Source organism: Stappia sp. 28M-7, assembly GCF_014252955.1.
In the GTDB taxonomy this organism is placed as follows: domain Bacteria; phylum Pseudomonadota; class Alphaproteobacteria; order Rhizobiales; family Stappiaceae; genus Stappia.
The window spans coordinates 2,286,484-2,302,477 of record NZ_JACMIA010000001.1 but is presented as its reverse complement, the minus strand read 5'-3'; the positions used below and the strand labels follow the sequence as shown (position 1 = coordinate 2,302,477).

The window sequence follows — 15,994 nt, the reverse complement described above, 5'->3', positions numbered from 1 at the left end:
ATCCACTCAGCGGTCGCTATCTATGCTCCAAAGGCACCCTCCCGCAGCGCGGCCACGACGCCTCAACACCGAACACTTAAACTTCCCCAAACAAAAACCCGGTGCGCGGGGTGCGCACCGGGTTTCGGTGTTTCAGGCGGTGACGCGTGAGAGCCGGTCAGCCCTTCAGGATACTGCGGCCGGCGTAGCGGGCCTGCTCGCCCAGCTCTTCCTCGATGCGGATGAGCTGGTTGTACTTGGCGAGCCGGTCGGAGCGGGCCAGCGAACCGGTCTTGATCTGCCCGCAATTGGTGGCGACGGCGAGGTCGGCGATGGTGCTGTCCTCGGTCTCGCCCGAACGGTGCGACATGACGGCGGTGTAGGCCGCCTTGTGCGCGGTGTCGACCGCGTCCAGCGTCTCCGTCAGGGTGCCGATCTGATTGACCTTGACCAGGATCGAGTTGGCGACGCCCTTCTTGATGCCCTCGCGCAGGCGCACCGAATTGGTGACGAAGAGATCGTCGCCGACCAGCTGGCACTTGGAGCCGACCAGATCGGTCAGCGCCTTCCAGCCGGCCCAGTCGTCCTCGGCCATGCCGTCCTCGATGGAGATGATCGGGTAGCGACCGACGAAATCGGCGAGATAGGCGGCCATCTCGTCCGGGCCGAGCACCTTGCCCTCGCCGTCGAGGTGATACTTGCCGTCCTTGAAGAACTCCGTGGAGGCGGCGTCGAGCGCCAGGCAAATGTCCTCGCCCGGGCGATAGCCGGCCTTCTCGATGGACTTCATGATGAAGCCGAGCGCGTCCTCGGTCGAGGCAAGGTTCGGGGCGAAGCCGCCCTCGTCGCCGACATTGGTGTTGTGGCCGGCGTCCTTCAGGCCCTTCTTCAGGGTGTGGAAGACTTCCGAGCCCATGCGCACGGCCTCAGTCAACGTTTCGGCGCCGACCGGCATGATCATGAATTCCTGCACGTCGATCGGGTTGTCCGCATGGGCGCCGCCGTTGATGATGTTCATCATCGGCACGGGCAGCAGGCGCGCGCCGGCGCCGCCCACATAGCGGTAGAGCGGCAGGCCGGCCGACTGGGCCGCGGCGCGGGCGACGGCCAGCGACACGCCGAGGATGGCGTTGGCGCCGAGACGCGCCTTGTTCGGCGTGCCGTCGAGGGCGATCATCGCCTCGTCGATCTTGATCTGGTCTTCCGCGTCGAGGCCGCCGATAGCGTCAAAGATCTCGGTGTTGGCCGCGTCGACAGCCTTCTGCACGCCCTTGCCGAGGTAGCGGGCGCCGCCGTCGCGCAGCTCCACCGCCTCATGCGCGCCGGTCGAGGCGCCGGAGGGCACCGCGGCCCGCCCGAAGGCGCCGTCTTCCAGATGCACGTCGACCTCGACGGTCGGGTTGCCCCGGCTGTCGAGGATCTCGCGGGCGGTGATGTCGACAATTGCGGTCATTCTCGTCTCCCTGCGGGTGGGACTTTCCAAAAGGGTGGTCAGACTTGTCCCCGTCCGGCTGTTCCTAGCCGAGCCGGGCGACAAGGAAAAGGCCGTGTCAGATGCCGCGCGGGCGCGACTTGGCGATGCGGTCGAAGGCCATCAGGTCGGACAGAAGGTCCTTCAGGTCCTTGAGCGCGATCATGTTCGGCCCGTCGGAGGAGATGGTGTTGTCCGGGTCCGGATGGGTCTCGATGAAGACGCCGGCAACGCCGACGGCCACGGCCGCGCGCGCCAGCACCGCCACCATGGTGCGGTCGCCGCCCGAGGAGGTGCCCTGCCCGCCCGGCTGCTGCACCGAGTGGGTCGCGTCGAACACGACCGGCGCGCCGGTCTGCGCCATGATCGGCAGCGCGCGCATGTCGGACACCAGCGTGTTGTAGCCGAAGGAGGCGCCGCGCTCGGTCAGGAGCACGTTGGGATTGCCGGTCTCGACGATCTTGGCGAGCACGTTCTTCATGTCCCAAGGGGCGAGGAACTGGCCCTTCTTGACGTTGACGACCGCGCCGGTCTTTGCGGCGGCGACCAGCAGGTCGGTCTGGCGGCAGAGGAACGCCGGGATCTGCAGCACGTCGACGACCTCGGCCACCGGGGCGCACTGGTCGGCGGAGTGGATGTCGGTCAGCACCGGCATGCCATAAGTTTCGCGGATCTCGGCAAAGACCGGCAGCGCCTCGCTGAGGCCGACGCCGCGCGAGGCGGCGATGGAGGTGCGGTTGGCCTTGTCGAAGGAGGCCTTGAAGACGACGGAAATGCCGAGGCTGTCGGCGATTTCCTTCACCGCGGCGGCGCATTCCAGCACATGCGCCCGGCTTTCCATCTGGCAGGGGCCGGCGATCAGCGACAGCGGCGCGTCCTGCGCGAAGGCGACATTCCCGACCGTCACGGTTCCATTGCACGTCTGGTTCATGGCAGCTCGTATCTCCTGCTGGACCTGGCCGATCTTCCGGCCCGCCCCGCCCGCTGGCGCGTTCCGCCCGTCAGTAGTCCGCATGGCGAGCCGGTGCAAGCATCTCGCGCGCCCTACATGCCATCGCGGCTGCCCGATCCTTGCCGCAATCCTCGTGTCATCGTTCGGCGGCTGCGGCGCGAAGCCGTTGTGCCGACATTCTTTTCGCCAACTTGGTTCCGTCATCCTTTCAGGTTACCTTGCGGCCCGTGCCGCCTCCCGATTCCACCAGACACGGAAAACGCGCTTTATGCAGAACAAGAAGATCCGCAAGGCAGTCCTTCCGGTGGCAGGCCTTGGCACCCGTTTCCTGCCCGCGACGAAGGCCCTCCCCAAGGAGATGCTGACCATCGTCGACCGGCCGATCATCCAGTATGTGGTCGACGAGGCGCGCAATGCCGGCATCGAGCACATCGTCTTCGTCACCGGGCGCAACAAGCACGTGATCGAGGATCATTTCGACATCGCCTACGAGCTGGAGGACACGCTGCGGTCCCGCTCCAAGGCATCGGCGCTGAAGCTGCTCGAGGCGATCCGCCCGATGCCCGGCACCACCAGCTTCACCCGCCAGCAGGAGCCCCTGGGCCTTGGCCACGCCATCTGGTGCGCTCGCGACATCATCGGCAACGAGCCCTTCGCGATCCTGCTTCCCGACATGCTGATGAAGTCCGAGCCGGGCTGTCTGTCGCAGATGGTCGAGGTCTACAACCAGAGCGGCGGCAACGTGATCTCGGTCGAGGCCGTGCCGGAGGACCAGACCCAGAACTACGGCATCGTCGAGGTCGACGGCGACCCGAGTGCGCGCACCTTCACGATCACCGGCATGGTGGAGAAGCCGGCGCCGGGCACCGCGCCGACCAACCTGTTCATCAACGGCCGCTACATCCTGCAGCCGGAGATCTTCCAGCTGCTTGGCAGCCAGGAGACGGGCGCCGGCGGCGAAATCCAGCTTACCGATGCGATGCTGTCGCTGATGGGCATGCAGCCCTTCACCGGCCTGCGCTTCGAGGGCGAGACCTACGATTGCGGCTCCAAGTCCGGCTTCCTTGCCGCCAACATCGCCTTCGCGCTGGAGGACGAGGAACTGGCCCGCGAACTGCGGCCATTGCTGCAGTCGCTGCTCGACGGCTGAGCGGGAAAACGCATGCGCAAGGTTCTCGTCACCGGGTCTGCGGGCTTCATCGGCTTTCATCTGGCGAGCCGCCTGCTTGCCGACGGATGGCAGGTGATCGGCCTCGATTGCGTCAGCCCCTATTACGATCCGGCGCTGAAGGAAGCGCGGGTCGAGATCCTGCGTCAGCATCCGAACTTCATCGAGGCGCGGATCTCGCTGGAGGACCGCGATGCGGTGATGGCGCTGATGGCCGAGCACGCGCCGGAGCGCATCGTCCATCTGGCGGCCCAGCCGGGCGTGCGCTACTCGCTGGAGGCGCCGCAGGCCTATGTGGATGCCAATGTCACCGGCTTCCTAACCGTGCTGGAGGCGGCCCGCGCGTATCCGGTCGACCATGTGGTCTTCGCCTCCACCTCCTCCATCTACGGCCTCGACGAGACGATGCCGCTGTCGCCCCATCGTGGCGGCAACCATCCGATCTCGCTCTATGCGGCGACGAAGAAGGCGAACGAGGCGATGGCGCACAGCTACGCCCACCTCTTCCGCATTCCGCTCACCGGCCTGCGCTTCTTCACCGTCTACGGCCCCTGGGCGCGGCCGGACATGGCGCTCTACAGGTTCACCCGCGCGATCCTGTCGGGCGAGCCGATCGACATCTACAACAATGGCGAGATGCTGCGCGACTTCACCTATGTCGACGACATCGTCGAGGGCATCGTGCGCATCGCCGAGCGCCCGCCGGCGGTGAACGAAGGGTGGGATGCGGCGACCTCCGATCCGGCGACCAGCTCGGCCCCCTACCGGATCCACAATATCGGCAACTCCGAGCCGGTGAAGCTGCTGCGCTATGTCGACGCCATCGAGGCGGCGTGCGGGGTAAAGGCGATCCGCAACCTCATGCCGCTGCAGCCAGGCGATGTTCTAGCCACCTGGGCGGATGTCGACGACCTGACGCAGGCGACGGGCTTCCGTCCCCGCACGTCTGTGGAAGACGGCGTGCGTGCCTTCGTCGAGTGGTATCGCGACTTCTACAAGGTCTGAGGCTGGGCGAAATGACCGGCGAACCGCTTCCTGCCTTTCGCGACGATCTAGAGCTTACGTTGGCCGAATGCTGGCGGCTGCTGCAAGAGGGTGCGGCCTCGCGGCACTCGGCCTTTCATGTTCCCACCGTTGCCACGCTGGACGAGCAGGGCTTGCCCGAGTTGCGCACCATGGTGTTGCGCGCCGCCGAGCCCGAGCGCCGGCTGCTGCGTTTTCATACAGACCGCCGCAGCGCCAAGATCGCACAAGTGGCTCGCAGTCCCTCCGGCGCCATCCACATCTATGACAAGCCGTCCGGCATCCAGCTGCGCCTTGCCGCCAGCCTGTCGATAGAGATGGAAGGAGATGAGGTCGATGCGGCCTGGGCTGCGTCGCGCTCGTTCAGCCGGATCTGCTACCGGGTCACGGCAGCGCCAGGCAGCGAGGTAGAGCATCCGGAGGACGTCGCGTTCGATCACGGCGCGGCCGACGAGGGACGCGGCCAGTTCTGCATCCTGCTCGCCCGCATCCACCGTATCGAATGGCTGCATCTGGCCCATGCGGGCCATCGGCGCGCGGTCTTCGAGGCCGACGAGAAGAATGCGGGAAAGCCTGAATGGAAAGGCCGCTGGCTCGTGCCTTGAGGCGGCTCAGCGGTCGGTACGCTCGGCCATCATGTCGAGATAGGCCTTCTGCATGTCGCTGATGCGGCCAGCGACTCGCGCATTTGCCTTGAAGGCGTTTTCCGCCTGCATCATGTCGACCATTGCCCCCGCCATGTCGGGCGAGAAGCCGATCCCGGGTGCTCCCATCGCCGGAGCGCCTCCCTGCCCGCCGGCCTGGCCTGCTCCGTTGCCGCTCGCTTCGACCAATGCGTTGCCCGCCTCGGCACCGGCCGCGACGATGCGGCGCGCGGAGGCTTCGAAGCGCTGGCCGGCGGCCTGAAGGCCTGAAAGGGAGATGGACAGGGCGGACATGATCTGCACAGTATCCGCGTCCCCTCTTAACGAATCCTGAGTCCAATCCCTCGCATTCAAGCCAAGGCGCGCCGGAGCCTCCACTGTCATTTCAACCAAGGATTGCAACGTCATGCTCCTGACGCTCTCGATCACGGGACCCTTTTTCGCCGTCATTGCCTTCGGTTTCTTTGCAGCAAAACGTGGCTGGATGCCGGACGGGGCGGTGCGCAGCCTGAACGTCTTCGTCTTCAATTTCGCAATGCCGGCGCTGGTGATCCGGGCACTCGCCGGACAGGACATCATCGCCGCCCTGACAGGGCCGATGGTGCCGGTATGGGTGCTGGCGGGCGGCGCCACCTTTGCGGTTGCCATGCTGGCGATGCGCCTCCTGTGCGGCGGCGGGCTGGCCGAAATGGCGGTCAGCGGCCAAGCCGCAACAATCGGCAATATCGGTTTTCTCGGCCTGCCATTGATGCTGGCGGCGTTCGGAGAACGGGCCGCTGCGCCGATGGCGGTGGTGCTGGTTCTCGACCTGACGATTTTCATCCCGCTCTGCATCGGCCTGTTGGAATGGGCGTCGGGCAAGGGTGCGAGCTGGCGGTTGATCGCCACCGTGGCGAAGGGCGTCATCTTCAATCCCTTCGTGCTTGCGATCGTTGGCGGCACGCTCCTGTCGCTGGCCGGAGGCAAGCTCCCGCAAGCGGGCGACAACCTGCTGAACTTCCTCGGTGATGCGGCGGGCGCGACGGCGCTTTTCTCGCTCGGTGTGCAGCTTGCCTCCAGGCGGGTCGAAGGCGAGGCGCGCGTCATCTCGCTGATGATCGTGATGAAACTGCTTGTGCATCCGCTCGCCGTCCTGACCTCGGCGATGCTGTTCGGCCTCGGTGCAGCCGAAACCGCCATTCTGGTCGTGATCGCATCGCTCCCCATCGCCGGAAACGTCTTTGTCGTTGCAGAGCGATACGGCATCTTCCTCCAGCAACTCTCAGCAGCCATCCTGCTGTCGACCACCGCCGGCGTGATCACCGTCTCGCTGGCGCTCATGTGGGCGGGATTGTAGCTCCCGCACGCCAATGCAGGGGCTGACAGGCGATCCGGGCAATCCCATATTGCTGCGTGACGCTGCCGGCTCGCGCCGGCGTCTCCCCTTTTTGGGCCAAGTTTCAAGGATCCAGTTCATGACCGACGCATCCGTCGCCGATCGCAACCCATTGCTTGCCGAGTGGACCGCCCCATTCGGGCTCCCGCCGTTCGGCGAGATCGAGCCGTGGCACTACGAAACGGCCTTCGAGGCGGCCCTGACGCTGGCGCGGCAGGCCGTAAACCAGATTGCCGACAGCCCGGAGACGCCGAGCTTTGCCAACACGATCGAGGCGATGGAACTGTCGGGGCGCGAGCTGACGCGCGTTGCGTCGGTGTTCTTCAACCTTGCGGGAAGCCACACGTCCGAAGAGCTGCAGCGGATCGAGCGCGACATTGCGCCCAAGCTTGCCCGTCATTCCAGCGAAACGCTGCTCAACCAGGCTCTCCATGCCCGGGTCGCGGCCCTTTGGGAGGCACGAGACACGCTGGGCCTTGATGAGGAACAGGCGCGCGTCCTGGAGCGCTACCACCGCATGTTTACCCGTGCCGGCGCGGCACTGGACGAAGCGGGACGAACCCGCATGGCCGAAATCACCCAGCGGCTTGCGGTGCTCGGCACGCAGTTCTCCCAGAATGTGCTGGCGGATGAGGCCGGCTATCAGCTGCTGCTGGAAAGCGAGGAGGATCTGGCAGGCCTGCCCGGATTCCTGCGTCAGGCGGCGGCTGAGGCTGCCAGCGAACGCGGCCATCCGGGCAAGCATGTCATCACCCTGTCGCGTTCACTGATCGAGCCCTTCCTGCAGTTTTCGACCCGTCGCGACCTGCGCGAGACGGCGTTCAAGGCCTGGATCTCGCGCGGCGAGATGGGGGGCGACACCGACAATCGCACGATCATCGCCGAGATCCTGAAACTGCGCGACGAGCGTGCGCGCCTGCTCGGTTTCGACAGTTTCGCCGCGTACAAGCTCGACGACACGATGGCCGGTACGCCGCAGGCGGTGCGCGAACTGCTGGAGACCGTGTGGACCCCGGCCGTGGCGCAGGCACGCAAGGAGGCAGAGGCCCTGCAGGCGCTTGCGGCCGAGAGCGGCGACAATATCGCCATCTCGCCCTGGGACTGGCGTTTCTATGCGGAAAAGCTGCGCCAGCGTGACCACGCGCTCGATGAGGCCGAGCTCAAGCCGTATTTCCAGCTGGAAAAGATGATCGAGGCGGCCTTCCATACCGCCGGGCGGCTGTTCGGCCTGACCTTCCGCGAGGTCGAGGGGCTGAAGCTCTATCATCCGGACGTGCGCGCCTTCGAAGTGCTGGACGCGGATGGCGATCATGTCGGCCTGTTTCTCGGCGACTACTTCAACCGCTCGACCAAGCGCAGCGGCGCCTGGATGAGCGCGTATCGCCGTCAGGAGAAGCTCGCCAGCAACATCCGCCCGATCATCGTCAACGTGATGAACTTCGCCAAGGCGCCGAAGGGTCAGCCGACGCTGCTGACCTTCGACGATGCACGCACGCTGTTCCATGAGTTCGGCCATGCCCTGCACGGCCTGCTCTCGGACGTGACCTATCCGATGATCTCCGGAACCTCCGTTGCGCGCGACTTCGTGGAGCTGCCCTCGCAGCTCTACGAGCACTGGCTTTCCGAGCCGGAGGTGCTGTCGCGCTTTGCCGTACATGTGGAGACGGGCGAGCCAATGCCGGCCGAGCTGATGGAGCGCGTGCTGGCCGCCCGCAACTTCAATCAGGGCTTTTCGACGGTCGAGTATCTCTCTTCGGCGCTCTTCGACCTCGACGTGCATACCCGCCAGGCCCATGGCGAGGCGGATATTGCTGCACTGGAGCACGAAACGCTGAGCCGCATCGGCATGCCGGCGGAAATCACCATGCGCCACCGGCCGACGCACTTTGCGCACGTGTTCTCGGGCGACGGCTATTCAGCCGGCTACTACAGCTACATGTGGTCGGAAGTGATGGACGCGGATGCCTTCACCGCCTTCGAAGAAACCGGTGACATCTTCAATGCCGAACTGGCCCGGCGCCTGCGCGATGCGATCTATTCCGCCGGCGGGCGGCAGGATCCGAAGGATGCCTACGTCGCTTTCCGGGGCGCGCTGCCAGATGCCGGCCCGCTGCTGAAGAAGCGCGGCTTCGCCTGAGGCCTGCGAGAAAGCAGACAAAAGAAGATGGCGGCGCGGAGATCCTCGCGCCGCCAATGCATAAAGGTCAGATGAACTCGACCTTGCCGGTGGCAATGTCATAGATCGCGCCGACGACGCGAACCTTGCCCGCAGCAACCGCCTCGGCAACGATCGGTCCGGCCGCCTTCAACTTCTCGACATTGTGGACGACGTTGGCACGGGTCGCGGCGGCGAGCGGATCGGCCGGCTTTTCGGCCAGCGCTGCCTCAACGCCCGGCTTCAGCATGCCGACGAGATCCGGCAGGTGCCCCGGCAGCTCCGTTCCCTCCTTCACCACATTGATGGTGGCGGAGACGGCGCCGCAATTGGTGTGCCCCATCACGACGAGAAGCGGGATGCCCAGAACGGCGACGCCATACTCGATGCTGGCAAGGCCACTGACATCGACGAAATTGCCGGCGACACGCATGACGAAAAGCTCGCCCGGTCCGTGATCGAAGACCAGTTCCGGGGCGACGCGCGAGTCGGCGCAGGACAGGATTCCGGCAAAGGGATACTGCACTCCCGCGCGCGCGGCACGGCCCACGGAGAAATCGCTGTTGCAGCCGGAATCGGCGACATAGCGCGCGTTGCCCTCGACAAGCCGCGCCAGCGCCTCCTCGGGAGAAATGTCGTTGGGAGCGCCGGCCGCCTGTTGAGCGCTTGCCTTGCCCGGCAGTGCGAAGCCACCAGCAAAGGCGGTCGTTGCTGCCGCCGCACCGAGCCCCAGCAAGCCGCGCCGCGATAGGGTGAAGTCGTGATCGTCACACATTTGGATTTCCTTCTCCCGGCCAGCCGCTTCGGCCGGCTCCCCCCGGGCCCTTCCGATGCACGCCCCGAGCGGGGATGCGCCGGGGCTGCCGGTTCAACAGCGACACCTACGCACAAAGCGCCTCAACGAAAGATAAATATCTCAAAAACAATGCAATTAAAGGTCGCACAAACGCGCTGACACGAACTGCGGCCAGCGATACGGCGGCAGTCCTGGCTGCCAGGAGATACACTCCGGCGAGCGGGTCTTCCAAGTGAAGGGCAAAGTCACGCCGCGAGACGTTGACGGCCTGAGGCTCGTCCATAACCGGGCGGGCCAACAGGTCTTGCAACCTGTCAGGTCCACCCGGCCGAGCGGATCGCTCCGATCAATCAGGGCGCTTCGGCTTGCGGCCCTTGTGCTTGGGCGGCTTGCCGTGATCGGCCGCCGCCGGCCGGTGTTTGCGGGGCGGTTTGCCGTCCTGCTTTCCGTCCTGCTTGAACTTCGGTTTGAACTGCCGCGGCGACATGCGCACCTCGCCGACCGGCGCGATCCTGATGCCCTTCTCGAGGCTACCAGGCTGCAAGATCTGCCAAGCATAGCTGCCGGCCTTGTCGGCGGAAATCTCGAAACGGGTTTCGTTATCGTCGATCCGGATCGCACCGACATCCCGCTTGGTCACGCCGCCGGCGTTGCAGATCATCGGCAGCAGGAACTTCGGGTCGGCACGTTGCCTGCGCCCAAGCGAGATGGTGAACCACACGCCGTCCTCCATGCTCGGACCACGCGGCTCGCGACCCGGCGCACGGTCCTCGCCAAACCGATTGGCACGGCTGGGGCCGCGGCTCTGCAGCGCTTCCGCGGGAAGCGGCAAGAGATCCTCCGGAACCGGATGCGCGGCCAGATGCTGGCGGAGGAACGCGGCCGCGATACGCTGCGGTCCGGCGCGCTCCAGCAACTCGGCCACGAAATCCGCCTCCAGCTCATCGGGCAGCGCCGCCGAAACGGCAGAATCGAGGATCTGCCGGCGATAGCGCGCCTCGATCTCCGCAATGCCGGGAGCTGCGCGCATGGTCGCTGTCAGCTGTGCCATTGCCAGCACGCGCTGAGCGGCACCTCGCCTGTGTTCCGGAACAATGAGAACGCAGATGCCCTTGCGGCCGGCGCGCCCGGTGCGACCGGAACGGTGCAGCAGCGTCTCCGGCTTGCTCGGCAAGTCGGCGTGAACCACGAGGTCGAGGTTTGGAAGATCGATGCCGCGTGCCGCCACATCGGTCGCCACGCAGACGCGCGCACGTCCGTCGCGCATGGACTGCAGCGCGTTTGACCGCTCCGATTGCGCCATCTCACCAGAAAGCGACACCACGGAGAACCCGCGATTGACGAGGCGCGCCGTGAGATGGCGAACCGCTTCGCGCGTGTGGCAGAACACCAGAGCGCTCTTGCTGTCGGATTCCAGCAACGTGTTGATGATCGCGTGTTCGCGCTCGTCGCGCCGGACCAGCATCAGTTGATAGTCGATGTCGGCATGCTGCTCGGTGGTCGCGATTGTCGCGACACGCACCGCATCGGTCTGCACCGTCTTGGCCAGCTCGGCAATGCCACGCCTGACGGTCGCCGAGAACAGAAGTGTCCGGCGCTCCTTAGGCGATGCACCGAGGATGAACTCCAGGTCGTCGCGAAAACCGAGATCCAGCATCTCGTCGGCTTCGTCGAGCACCACCGCGCGAATACCGCCAAGGTCCAGCACGCCGCGCGTGATATGGTCGCGCAGGCGGCCGGGCGTGCCGACCACAAGGTGGGCGCCGCGTTCCAGTGCGCGGCGCTCAGTGCGGATGTCCATGCCGCCGACGCAGGTCGCGATCCTGATCTGCGTCTCCGCATAGAGCCAGGCAAGCTCCCGCTGCACCTGAATGGCAAGTTCGCGCGTCGGAGCGATGATCAGGCCGAGCGGCGCGCCGGCGGCGTCAAAGCGTGTCGCGCTGCCAAGCAGGGTCGACGCGATGGCAATGCCGAAGGCGATCGTCTTTCCCGACCCGGTCTGAGCCGAAACGAGAAGATCGGCTTCGCCATACTTCTCGTTCGTCATCTCCAGCTGGACCGGAGTCAGCTGGTTGTACCCCTTCGCCTCCAGGGCGGAAGCCAAGGCCGGATGTATCCCCGCGATCGGGGATGTGGAACTGGGATCGATATTCGGCGTCATGGTCACCATCTTTGCAAGCTGCCGAGTATCATAGCGTGTGTGCATCGGGCAGCGATAGTTTGCGGAGATCATCGCTGGCTGGCGAGCCGAGCCGATGACGACACTACTGGAAAGGCCTGGAGGGGCTGAGCCAGAAACAAGCCCGGGCGCTCCCGAGCCAACCGGCAGAATGCGGATCGCGTGTCCTGACCGGTGGTCACCCGCGGCGACAGCGTGCCGTTTCTCCGAGAGCCGGCCCGTCCCGTCGGTCGGGGCAGCGGCCTGCTCATTCACCACGACCGCCGCCGCCGCGCAAGACCGCTTTCAAAACAAAACGGGCGGCACCGGCCGGTACCGCCCAATTTCCTGCTGTTTTTGTGCAAGAGCCGTGACCGGATCAGGCCTCGGCGAGATGTCCCTCGACATAGGGCGCAAAGCTCGACCAGCACTCGACGGCGAAATTCTGCTCGCCTGTACGCCACAGAACGATCTCCGCCTTGGTGAAAAGCGTGCGAGTCACCATGCCGACCGGAAAGGCGGCCGGTTCGAGATCCAGAAACACATGCGCGTTGAGAAGGTCGGCAGCGCCCGGCCCTTCCAGCAGCAAGGCAACATTGCGCTCCGAGACATCGACAAGCGAGTGCGGCGCATCACCGAGCGCCGTGGCGATCTCTCCGGCAAGGCTGCGCGCCAACGCGTCGACCGCCTGAGGTCCATCCATGGACGGGCGAGCCAGCAGCAGCCACTCGTCCGGCCCCTGCCACAGCGCGGCGCGCTCGCCGGTGCTTTCGGCGGCAAGAGGCGATTGCGGCAGGGCGACGCCGAAGACAGCTCCTGCCTTTGCGGCCGCGGGGGCATCGCCCCGGAAAACAAAGCGGACCAGCGTTGCAGCCCGGCGGAGCGAGGTTTCCGCTCCGACGCGTGGCGACAGTGCCAGCGTCTCGGCCGGCGCGTGAAACAGGGCGTCAGGCATTGAGCCGGTTTCCTTCCGGATCGACAAAAAGCGGCGGGACCACCTCGACGGCAATCGCCCCGCCCGACAGCGGCACATGCAGGGTTTCGCCGTGACGCGCACGGCCGTTTGCGATCATCGCCAGCGCGATCGGCCGGCCGGCAGCGGCGGACATGTAGGACGAGGTGACATGACCCAGCGCCGGCGTGCGCGGCGCCGGATCAGCTTCCACGGTGACTTGCGCCCCCTCCTCAAGCAGCGCCTTGCCGTCCTTCGTCAGCAGGCCGACAAGCTGCTTTCGGCCCGGGGCCACGAGGTCAGGCCGGGCCAGCGACCGCTTTCCGACGAAGTCCGGCTTGTTCTTGCCGATGGCCCAGGACATGCCGACATCGTCGGGCGTTACCGTGCCGTCGGTCTCCTGGCCGACAATGATGTAGCCCTTCTCGGCGCGCAGGACGTGCATCGTCTCCGTGCCGTAGGCGCAGCCGCCGAGCCGCTCGACATTGGCGAAGACCGCATCCCAGACCTGACGGGCGCGCGAGGGAGGCACGTTGATCTCGTAGCCCGCCTCGCCGGTGAAGCTCATACGGAACAACCGGCAGGGAATGCCGCCCATGACATGCCCCTGACGCACCGACATGTGCGGCATCGCTTCGGTGGCAAGGTCGATGTCGTCGACGAGCGGCGCGATGGCCTCGCGCGCCTTCGGCCCCTGCACCGCGATCACCGCCCACTGCTCGGTGGTGGAGGTCAGCCAGACCTTGAGATCCGCCCACTCGGTCTGGAGATAGTCCTCCATGTGGGACAGGACGCGCGGCGCACCACCGGTCGTCGTGGTGACGTGGAAGCGATCCTCGGCAATTCGGCCGACGACGCCGTCGTCCATGATGAAGCCGGCCTCGTTGAGCATTAGCCCGTAGCGCAGACGCCCGACCCCGAGCTTCTTCCAGGGATTGGTGTAGATGCGCTCGAGAAATTCAGCAGCATCCGGCCCGACCACCTCGATCTTGCCGAGGGTCGAGGCGTCGAAGATGCCGACACTCTCGCGCACCGTACGACACTCGCGCAGGACCGCGGCATGCATGTCCTCTCCGCGTCTGGCGAAGTACCAGGCGCGCTTCCACAAGCTCACGTCTTCGAAGGCCGCGCCTTGCGCCGCAGCCCAGTCGTGGATCGCCGTGCGGCGGACCGGATCGAACAGATCGCCCCGCGAGGTCGTCGCCAGCGTGCCGAAAGTCACCGGCGTATAGGGCTGGCGGAAGGTGGTGAGGCCGACTTGCGGGATCTCGTTGGCCAGCGCGGTCGAGGCGATGGAGAGCGCGTTCATGTTGGAGAGGCGCCCCTGATCGGTCGCCATGCCGGTCGTGGTGTAGCGCTTGATGTGCTCGATAGAATGCATGCCTTCGCGCACGGCAAGCTTCACATCCTTTGCCGTCACATCGTTCTGGAAGTCGACAAAGGCACGCACGCGGGACGCATCCCGGTCATGCGGCACGGCTCCGAGCCACCAGCCGGACGAGGCTTCGCCGCCGCTGGCGGAAAAGGCCAGGATGTCGGTCGGGTTTCCGGTCGCGGCTTGCGCTGCTTCCGCGCCGGCGCGCGCGCCGTCGGCCAGCACCTGGGCTAGCCCGTCGATGCCGCGGCAGCTGCCGGCCGAGCGCTGCGCCTGGATCGGTTCGCCGGGCAGGAAAGCGCCCTTGTCCGCGTGCCAGTCGAGCTTGCCGCGTGCCTGCGAATGCAGGCTGACATTGGGCGTCCAGCCGCCGGACATCAGCAGGCAGTCGCAGGCAAGGCTGCCGGCGGACGAGACGGTGTCGCCGGATATGCGACCGAGTCGAACACCCTCGATCCTCTTCGTGCCCTTCACGCCGGTGACGGTGCAGCCGGTTTCCACCCGGATGGAATGGGCCCGGGCCTTCTCCTTCAACGCCGGATCCACATCGGTCCGCATGTCCAGGATAGCGACCACATTGCCGCCGAGCGCCTTGATGTCGAAGGCGGCGCGCCATGCGCTGTCGCACGCCGTCGCGACGGCAATTGCCCGGCCCGGCAGCACGCCGAAGCGGTTGGCATAGATACGGCCTGCCTCGGCCATCATGACGCCAGGACGGTCGTTCTCGGGGAAGACCAGCGGCCGCTCGATGGCGCCGGTGGCGAGCACTACCTGGCGTGCGCGCACCTGCCACAGGCGCTCGCGCGGAAGGGAGGGATCCGGATCGGCAAGGTGGTCGGTGACGCGCTCGGCAAGTGCGACGAAGTTCTGGTTGAAGTAGCCGAAGACGGTGGTGCGCGGCAGTAGCGTGACGCGGTCGTTGCTCGCAAGTTCGGCAATCGCGGCGGACACCCACTCGGCCGCGGGTCGGCCGTCGGTCTCTGCGCCAACATCATGCAGCAGCGAACCTCCCGGCTCCCCCTGCTCGTCGGCAAGGATCACCCGCGCACCCGAGCGCGCCGCGGTCAGCGCCGCCGCCAGTCCGGCCGGGCCGCTGCCGGCGACGAGCACGTCGCAATGGGCATAGCGGTTGGCATAGCGGTCCGGGTCCGGCGCGGTCGGCGCCTTGCCGAGGCCCGCTGCGGCACGGATGAACGGCTCGTAGACCCGGTTCCAGAAGCTCTTCGGCCACATGAAGGTCTTGTAGTAGAAGCCGGCGACGAAGAACGGCGACAGGCGGTCGTTGACCGCGCCGATGTCGAAGGCGAGCGAAGGCCAGCGGTTCTGGCTGACGACGACCATTCCCTCGTGGATTTCGACCTGGGTGGCCCGCAGATTGGGAACGCTCTGGCCGGCAGCAGCGGCCGCTGCAGACTTTGCCACGCCCACCAGTGCGTTGGGCTCCTCGGAACCCGCGGTCACGATGCCGCGCGGGCGGTGATACTTGAACGAGCGGCCGACGAGATGAATGCCGTTGGCGAGCAGCGCCGAGGCCAGCGTGTCGCCGGCCTGCCCGGTCAGCGTCTTGCCGTCGAAGGTGAATGTGACGGATTTCGCGCGGTCGATGCGCCCGCCCTTCGAAGTGCGGAAGGAGGCGGTCATCGGGCGCCCTCCCCGCTGGCGGCGGCGCTATCCGGGCGCTGCTCGCCGGTCTTGTAGACGGCGATGAAGCGGTCGCTGACCGTGTCGCGCAGCGCATTAAAGAAGCGGCCGCAGCCATGGACGTGGCGCCAGCGCTCGGCCATCACGCCCTTGGGGTTGGTTCGCATGTAGAGAAACTCGGCCCATTGATGATCGTCGAGATCCGCCGGCTGCGCGGGACGGGCGATATGCGCCTCGCCGCCATAGCGGAATTCGATCTCCGGGCGGTCGACGCCGCAGCAGGGGCAGTGGATCAACAGCATCGG

General features: G+C 66.1%; 13 protein-coding genes. 5 read left to right on the top strand and 8 right to left on the bottom strand.

Annotated elements, in window-relative coordinates; genetic code table 11:
- Nucleotides 1-157: 157 nt before the first annotated feature.
- Together eno and kdsA are read right to left on the bottom strand one after the other, a co-directional pair.
- Nucleotides 158-1,432 carry a phosphopyruvate hydratase gene (gene eno, locus H7H34_RS10080; protein ID WP_185925116.1) on the bottom strand — a complete coding sequence of 425 codons (1,275 nt, stop codon included), beginning with the start codon at nucleotides 1,430-1,432 and terminating at the stop codon, nucleotides 158-160.
- 97 nt (nucleotides 1,433-1,529) lie between these two features.
- Nucleotides 1,530-2,381: a 3-deoxy-8-phosphooctulonate synthase gene (gene kdsA / locus H7H34_RS10075; RefSeq protein ID WP_185925115.1), complete on the bottom strand. Its 852-nt coding sequence runs from the start codon at nucleotides 2,379-2,381 to the stop codon at nucleotides 1,530-1,532.
- Between the two features lie 289 nt (nucleotides 2,382-2,670).
- Here kdsA and galU point away from each other — a divergent pair, with 289 nt between their 5' ends.
- From galU to H7H34_RS10060, 3 genes are read left to right on the top strand one after another with little or no spacing between them, the layout of a single operon-like run.
- Nucleotides 2,671-3,552, top strand: coding sequence for a UTP--glucose-1-phosphate uridylyltransferase GalU (gene galU / locus H7H34_RS10070; RefSeq protein WP_120268014.1), 882 nt, complete (start codon nucleotides 2,671-2,673; stop codon nucleotides 3,550-3,552).
- 12 nt (nucleotides 3,553-3,564) lie between these two features.
- Entirely contained in the window at nucleotides 3,565-4,575 is a 1,011-nt protein-coding gene (locus H7H34_RS10065; protein WP_185925114.1) for an NAD-dependent epimerase, read from the top strand.
- A gap of 11 nt (nucleotides 4,576-4,586) precedes the next feature.
- On the top strand, nucleotides 4,587-5,198 hold the full coding sequence (locus H7H34_RS10060; protein WP_185925113.1) for a pyridoxamine 5'-phosphate oxidase family protein: 612 nt from the start codon (nucleotides 4,587-4,589) through the stop codon (nucleotides 5,196-5,198).
- Between the two features lie 6 nt (nucleotides 5,199-5,204).
- Here the strand turns inward: H7H34_RS10060 and H7H34_RS10055 are convergent, their stop codons facing one another.
- The gene (locus H7H34_RS10055; RefSeq protein WP_185925112.1) at nucleotides 5,205-5,531 is read right to left on the bottom strand and encodes a hypothetical protein; all 327 of its coding nucleotides are present in this window, start codon (nucleotides 5,529-5,531) and stop codon (nucleotides 5,205-5,207) included.
- Nucleotides 5,532-5,643: 112 nt separating this feature from the next.
- On the opposite strand from H7H34_RS10055, the gene H7H34_RS10050 reads away from it, so the two are divergent.
- Together H7H34_RS10050 and H7H34_RS10045 are read left to right on the top strand one after the other, a co-directional pair.
- On the top strand, nucleotides 5,644-6,573 hold the full coding sequence (locus tag H7H34_RS10050) for an AEC family transporter (protein WP_185925111.1): 930 nt from the start codon (nucleotides 5,644-5,646) through the stop codon (nucleotides 6,571-6,573).
- Nucleotides 6,574-6,691: 118 nt separating this feature from the next.
- The gene (locus H7H34_RS10045; RefSeq protein WP_185925110.1) at nucleotides 6,692-8,749 is read left to right on the top strand and encodes a M3 family metallopeptidase; all 2,058 of its coding nucleotides are present in this window, start codon (nucleotides 6,692-6,694) and stop codon (nucleotides 8,747-8,749) included.
- 67 nt (nucleotides 8,750-8,816) lie between these two features.
- Here H7H34_RS10045 and H7H34_RS10040 read toward each other — a convergent pair whose 3' ends face one another.
- The 5 genes from H7H34_RS10040 to H7H34_RS10020 form a co-directional block, all read right to left on the bottom strand.
- A complete protein-coding gene (locus H7H34_RS10040) occupies nucleotides 8,817-9,542 on the bottom strand; it encodes a carbonic anhydrase (RefSeq protein ID WP_185925109.1) in 726 nt (241 codons plus the stop codon).
- 367 nt (nucleotides 9,543-9,909) lie between these two features.
- Nucleotides 9,910-11,724 carry a DEAD/DEAH box helicase gene (locus H7H34_RS10035; protein ID WP_185925108.1) on the bottom strand — a complete coding sequence of 605 codons (1,815 nt, stop codon included), beginning with the start codon at nucleotides 11,722-11,724 and terminating at the stop codon, nucleotides 9,910-9,912.
- A 376-nt stretch (nucleotides 11,725-12,100) separates the two neighbouring features.
- Nucleotides 12,101-12,676, bottom strand: coding sequence for a sarcosine oxidase subunit gamma (locus tag H7H34_RS10030; protein WP_185925107.1), 576 nt, complete (start codon nucleotides 12,674-12,676; stop codon nucleotides 12,101-12,103).
- Nucleotides 12,669-15,689 (bottom strand): sarcosine oxidase subunit alpha family protein, encoded by a 3,021-nt coding sequence (locus H7H34_RS10025; RefSeq protein WP_185925106.1) that lies wholly within the window; start codon nucleotides 15,687-15,689, stop codon nucleotides 12,669-12,671. The genes H7H34_RS10030 and H7H34_RS10025 overlap by 8 nt, the downstream gene beginning before the upstream one ends.
- Nucleotides 15,686-15,991, bottom strand: coding sequence for a sarcosine oxidase subunit delta (locus tag H7H34_RS10020; protein WP_185925105.1), 306 nt, complete (start codon nucleotides 15,989-15,991; stop codon nucleotides 15,686-15,688). Before H7H34_RS10020 ends, H7H34_RS10025 begins: the two co-directional genes overlap by 4 nt.
- Between the last annotated feature and the right edge of the window lie 3 nt (nucleotides 15,992-15,994).

What these genes read in the sequence shown, in the direction of transcription:
- H7H34_RS10030 (WP_185925107.1), bottom strand. Translation starts at nt 12,676, where the DNA reads ATGCCTGACGCCCTGTTTCACGCGCCGGCCGAGACGCTGGCACTGTCG.
- galU (WP_120268014.1), top strand. Translation starts at nt 2,671, where the DNA reads ATGCAGAACAAGAAGATCCGCAAGGCAGTCCTTCCGGTGGCAGGCCTT.
- H7H34_RS10020 (WP_185925105.1), bottom strand. Translation starts at nt 15,991, where the DNA reads ATGCTGTTGATCCACTGCCCCTGCTGCGGCGTCGACCGCCCGGAGATC.
- H7H34_RS10045 (WP_185925110.1), top strand. Translation starts at nt 6,692, where the DNA reads ATGACCGACGCATCCGTCGCCGATCGCAACCCATTGCTTGCCGAGTGG.
- H7H34_RS10025 (WP_185925106.1), bottom strand. Translation starts at nt 15,689, where the DNA reads ATGACCGCCTCCTTCCGCACTTCGAAGGGCGGGCGCATCGACCGCGCG.
- kdsA (WP_185925115.1), bottom strand. Translation starts at nt 2,381, where the DNA reads ATGAACCAGACGTGCAATGGAACCGTGACGGTCGGGAATGTCGCCTTC.
- H7H34_RS10060 (WP_185925113.1), top strand. Translation starts at nt 4,587, where the DNA reads ATGACCGGCGAACCGCTTCCTGCCTTTCGCGACGATCTAGAGCTTACG.
- H7H34_RS10055 (WP_185925112.1), bottom strand. Translation starts at nt 5,531, where the DNA reads ATGTCCGCCCTGTCCATCTCCCTTTCAGGCCTTCAGGCCGCCGGCCAG.
- H7H34_RS10035 (WP_185925108.1), bottom strand. Translation starts at nt 11,724, where the DNA reads ATGACGCCGAATATCGATCCCAGTTCCACATCCCCGATCGCGGGGATA.
- H7H34_RS10050 (WP_185925111.1), top strand. Translation starts at nt 5,644, where the DNA reads ATGCTCCTGACGCTCTCGATCACGGGACCCTTTTTCGCCGTCATTGCC.
- eno (WP_185925116.1), bottom strand. Translation starts at nt 1,432, where the DNA reads ATGACCGCAATTGTCGACATCACCGCCCGCGAGATCCTCGACAGCCGG.
- H7H34_RS10065 (WP_185925114.1), top strand. Translation starts at nt 3,565, where the DNA reads ATGCGCAAGGTTCTCGTCACCGGGTCTGCGGGCTTCATCGGCTTTCAT.
- H7H34_RS10040 (WP_185925109.1), bottom strand. Translation starts at nt 9,542, where the DNA reads ATGTGTGACGATCACGACTTCACCCTATCGCGGCGCGGCTTGCTGGGG.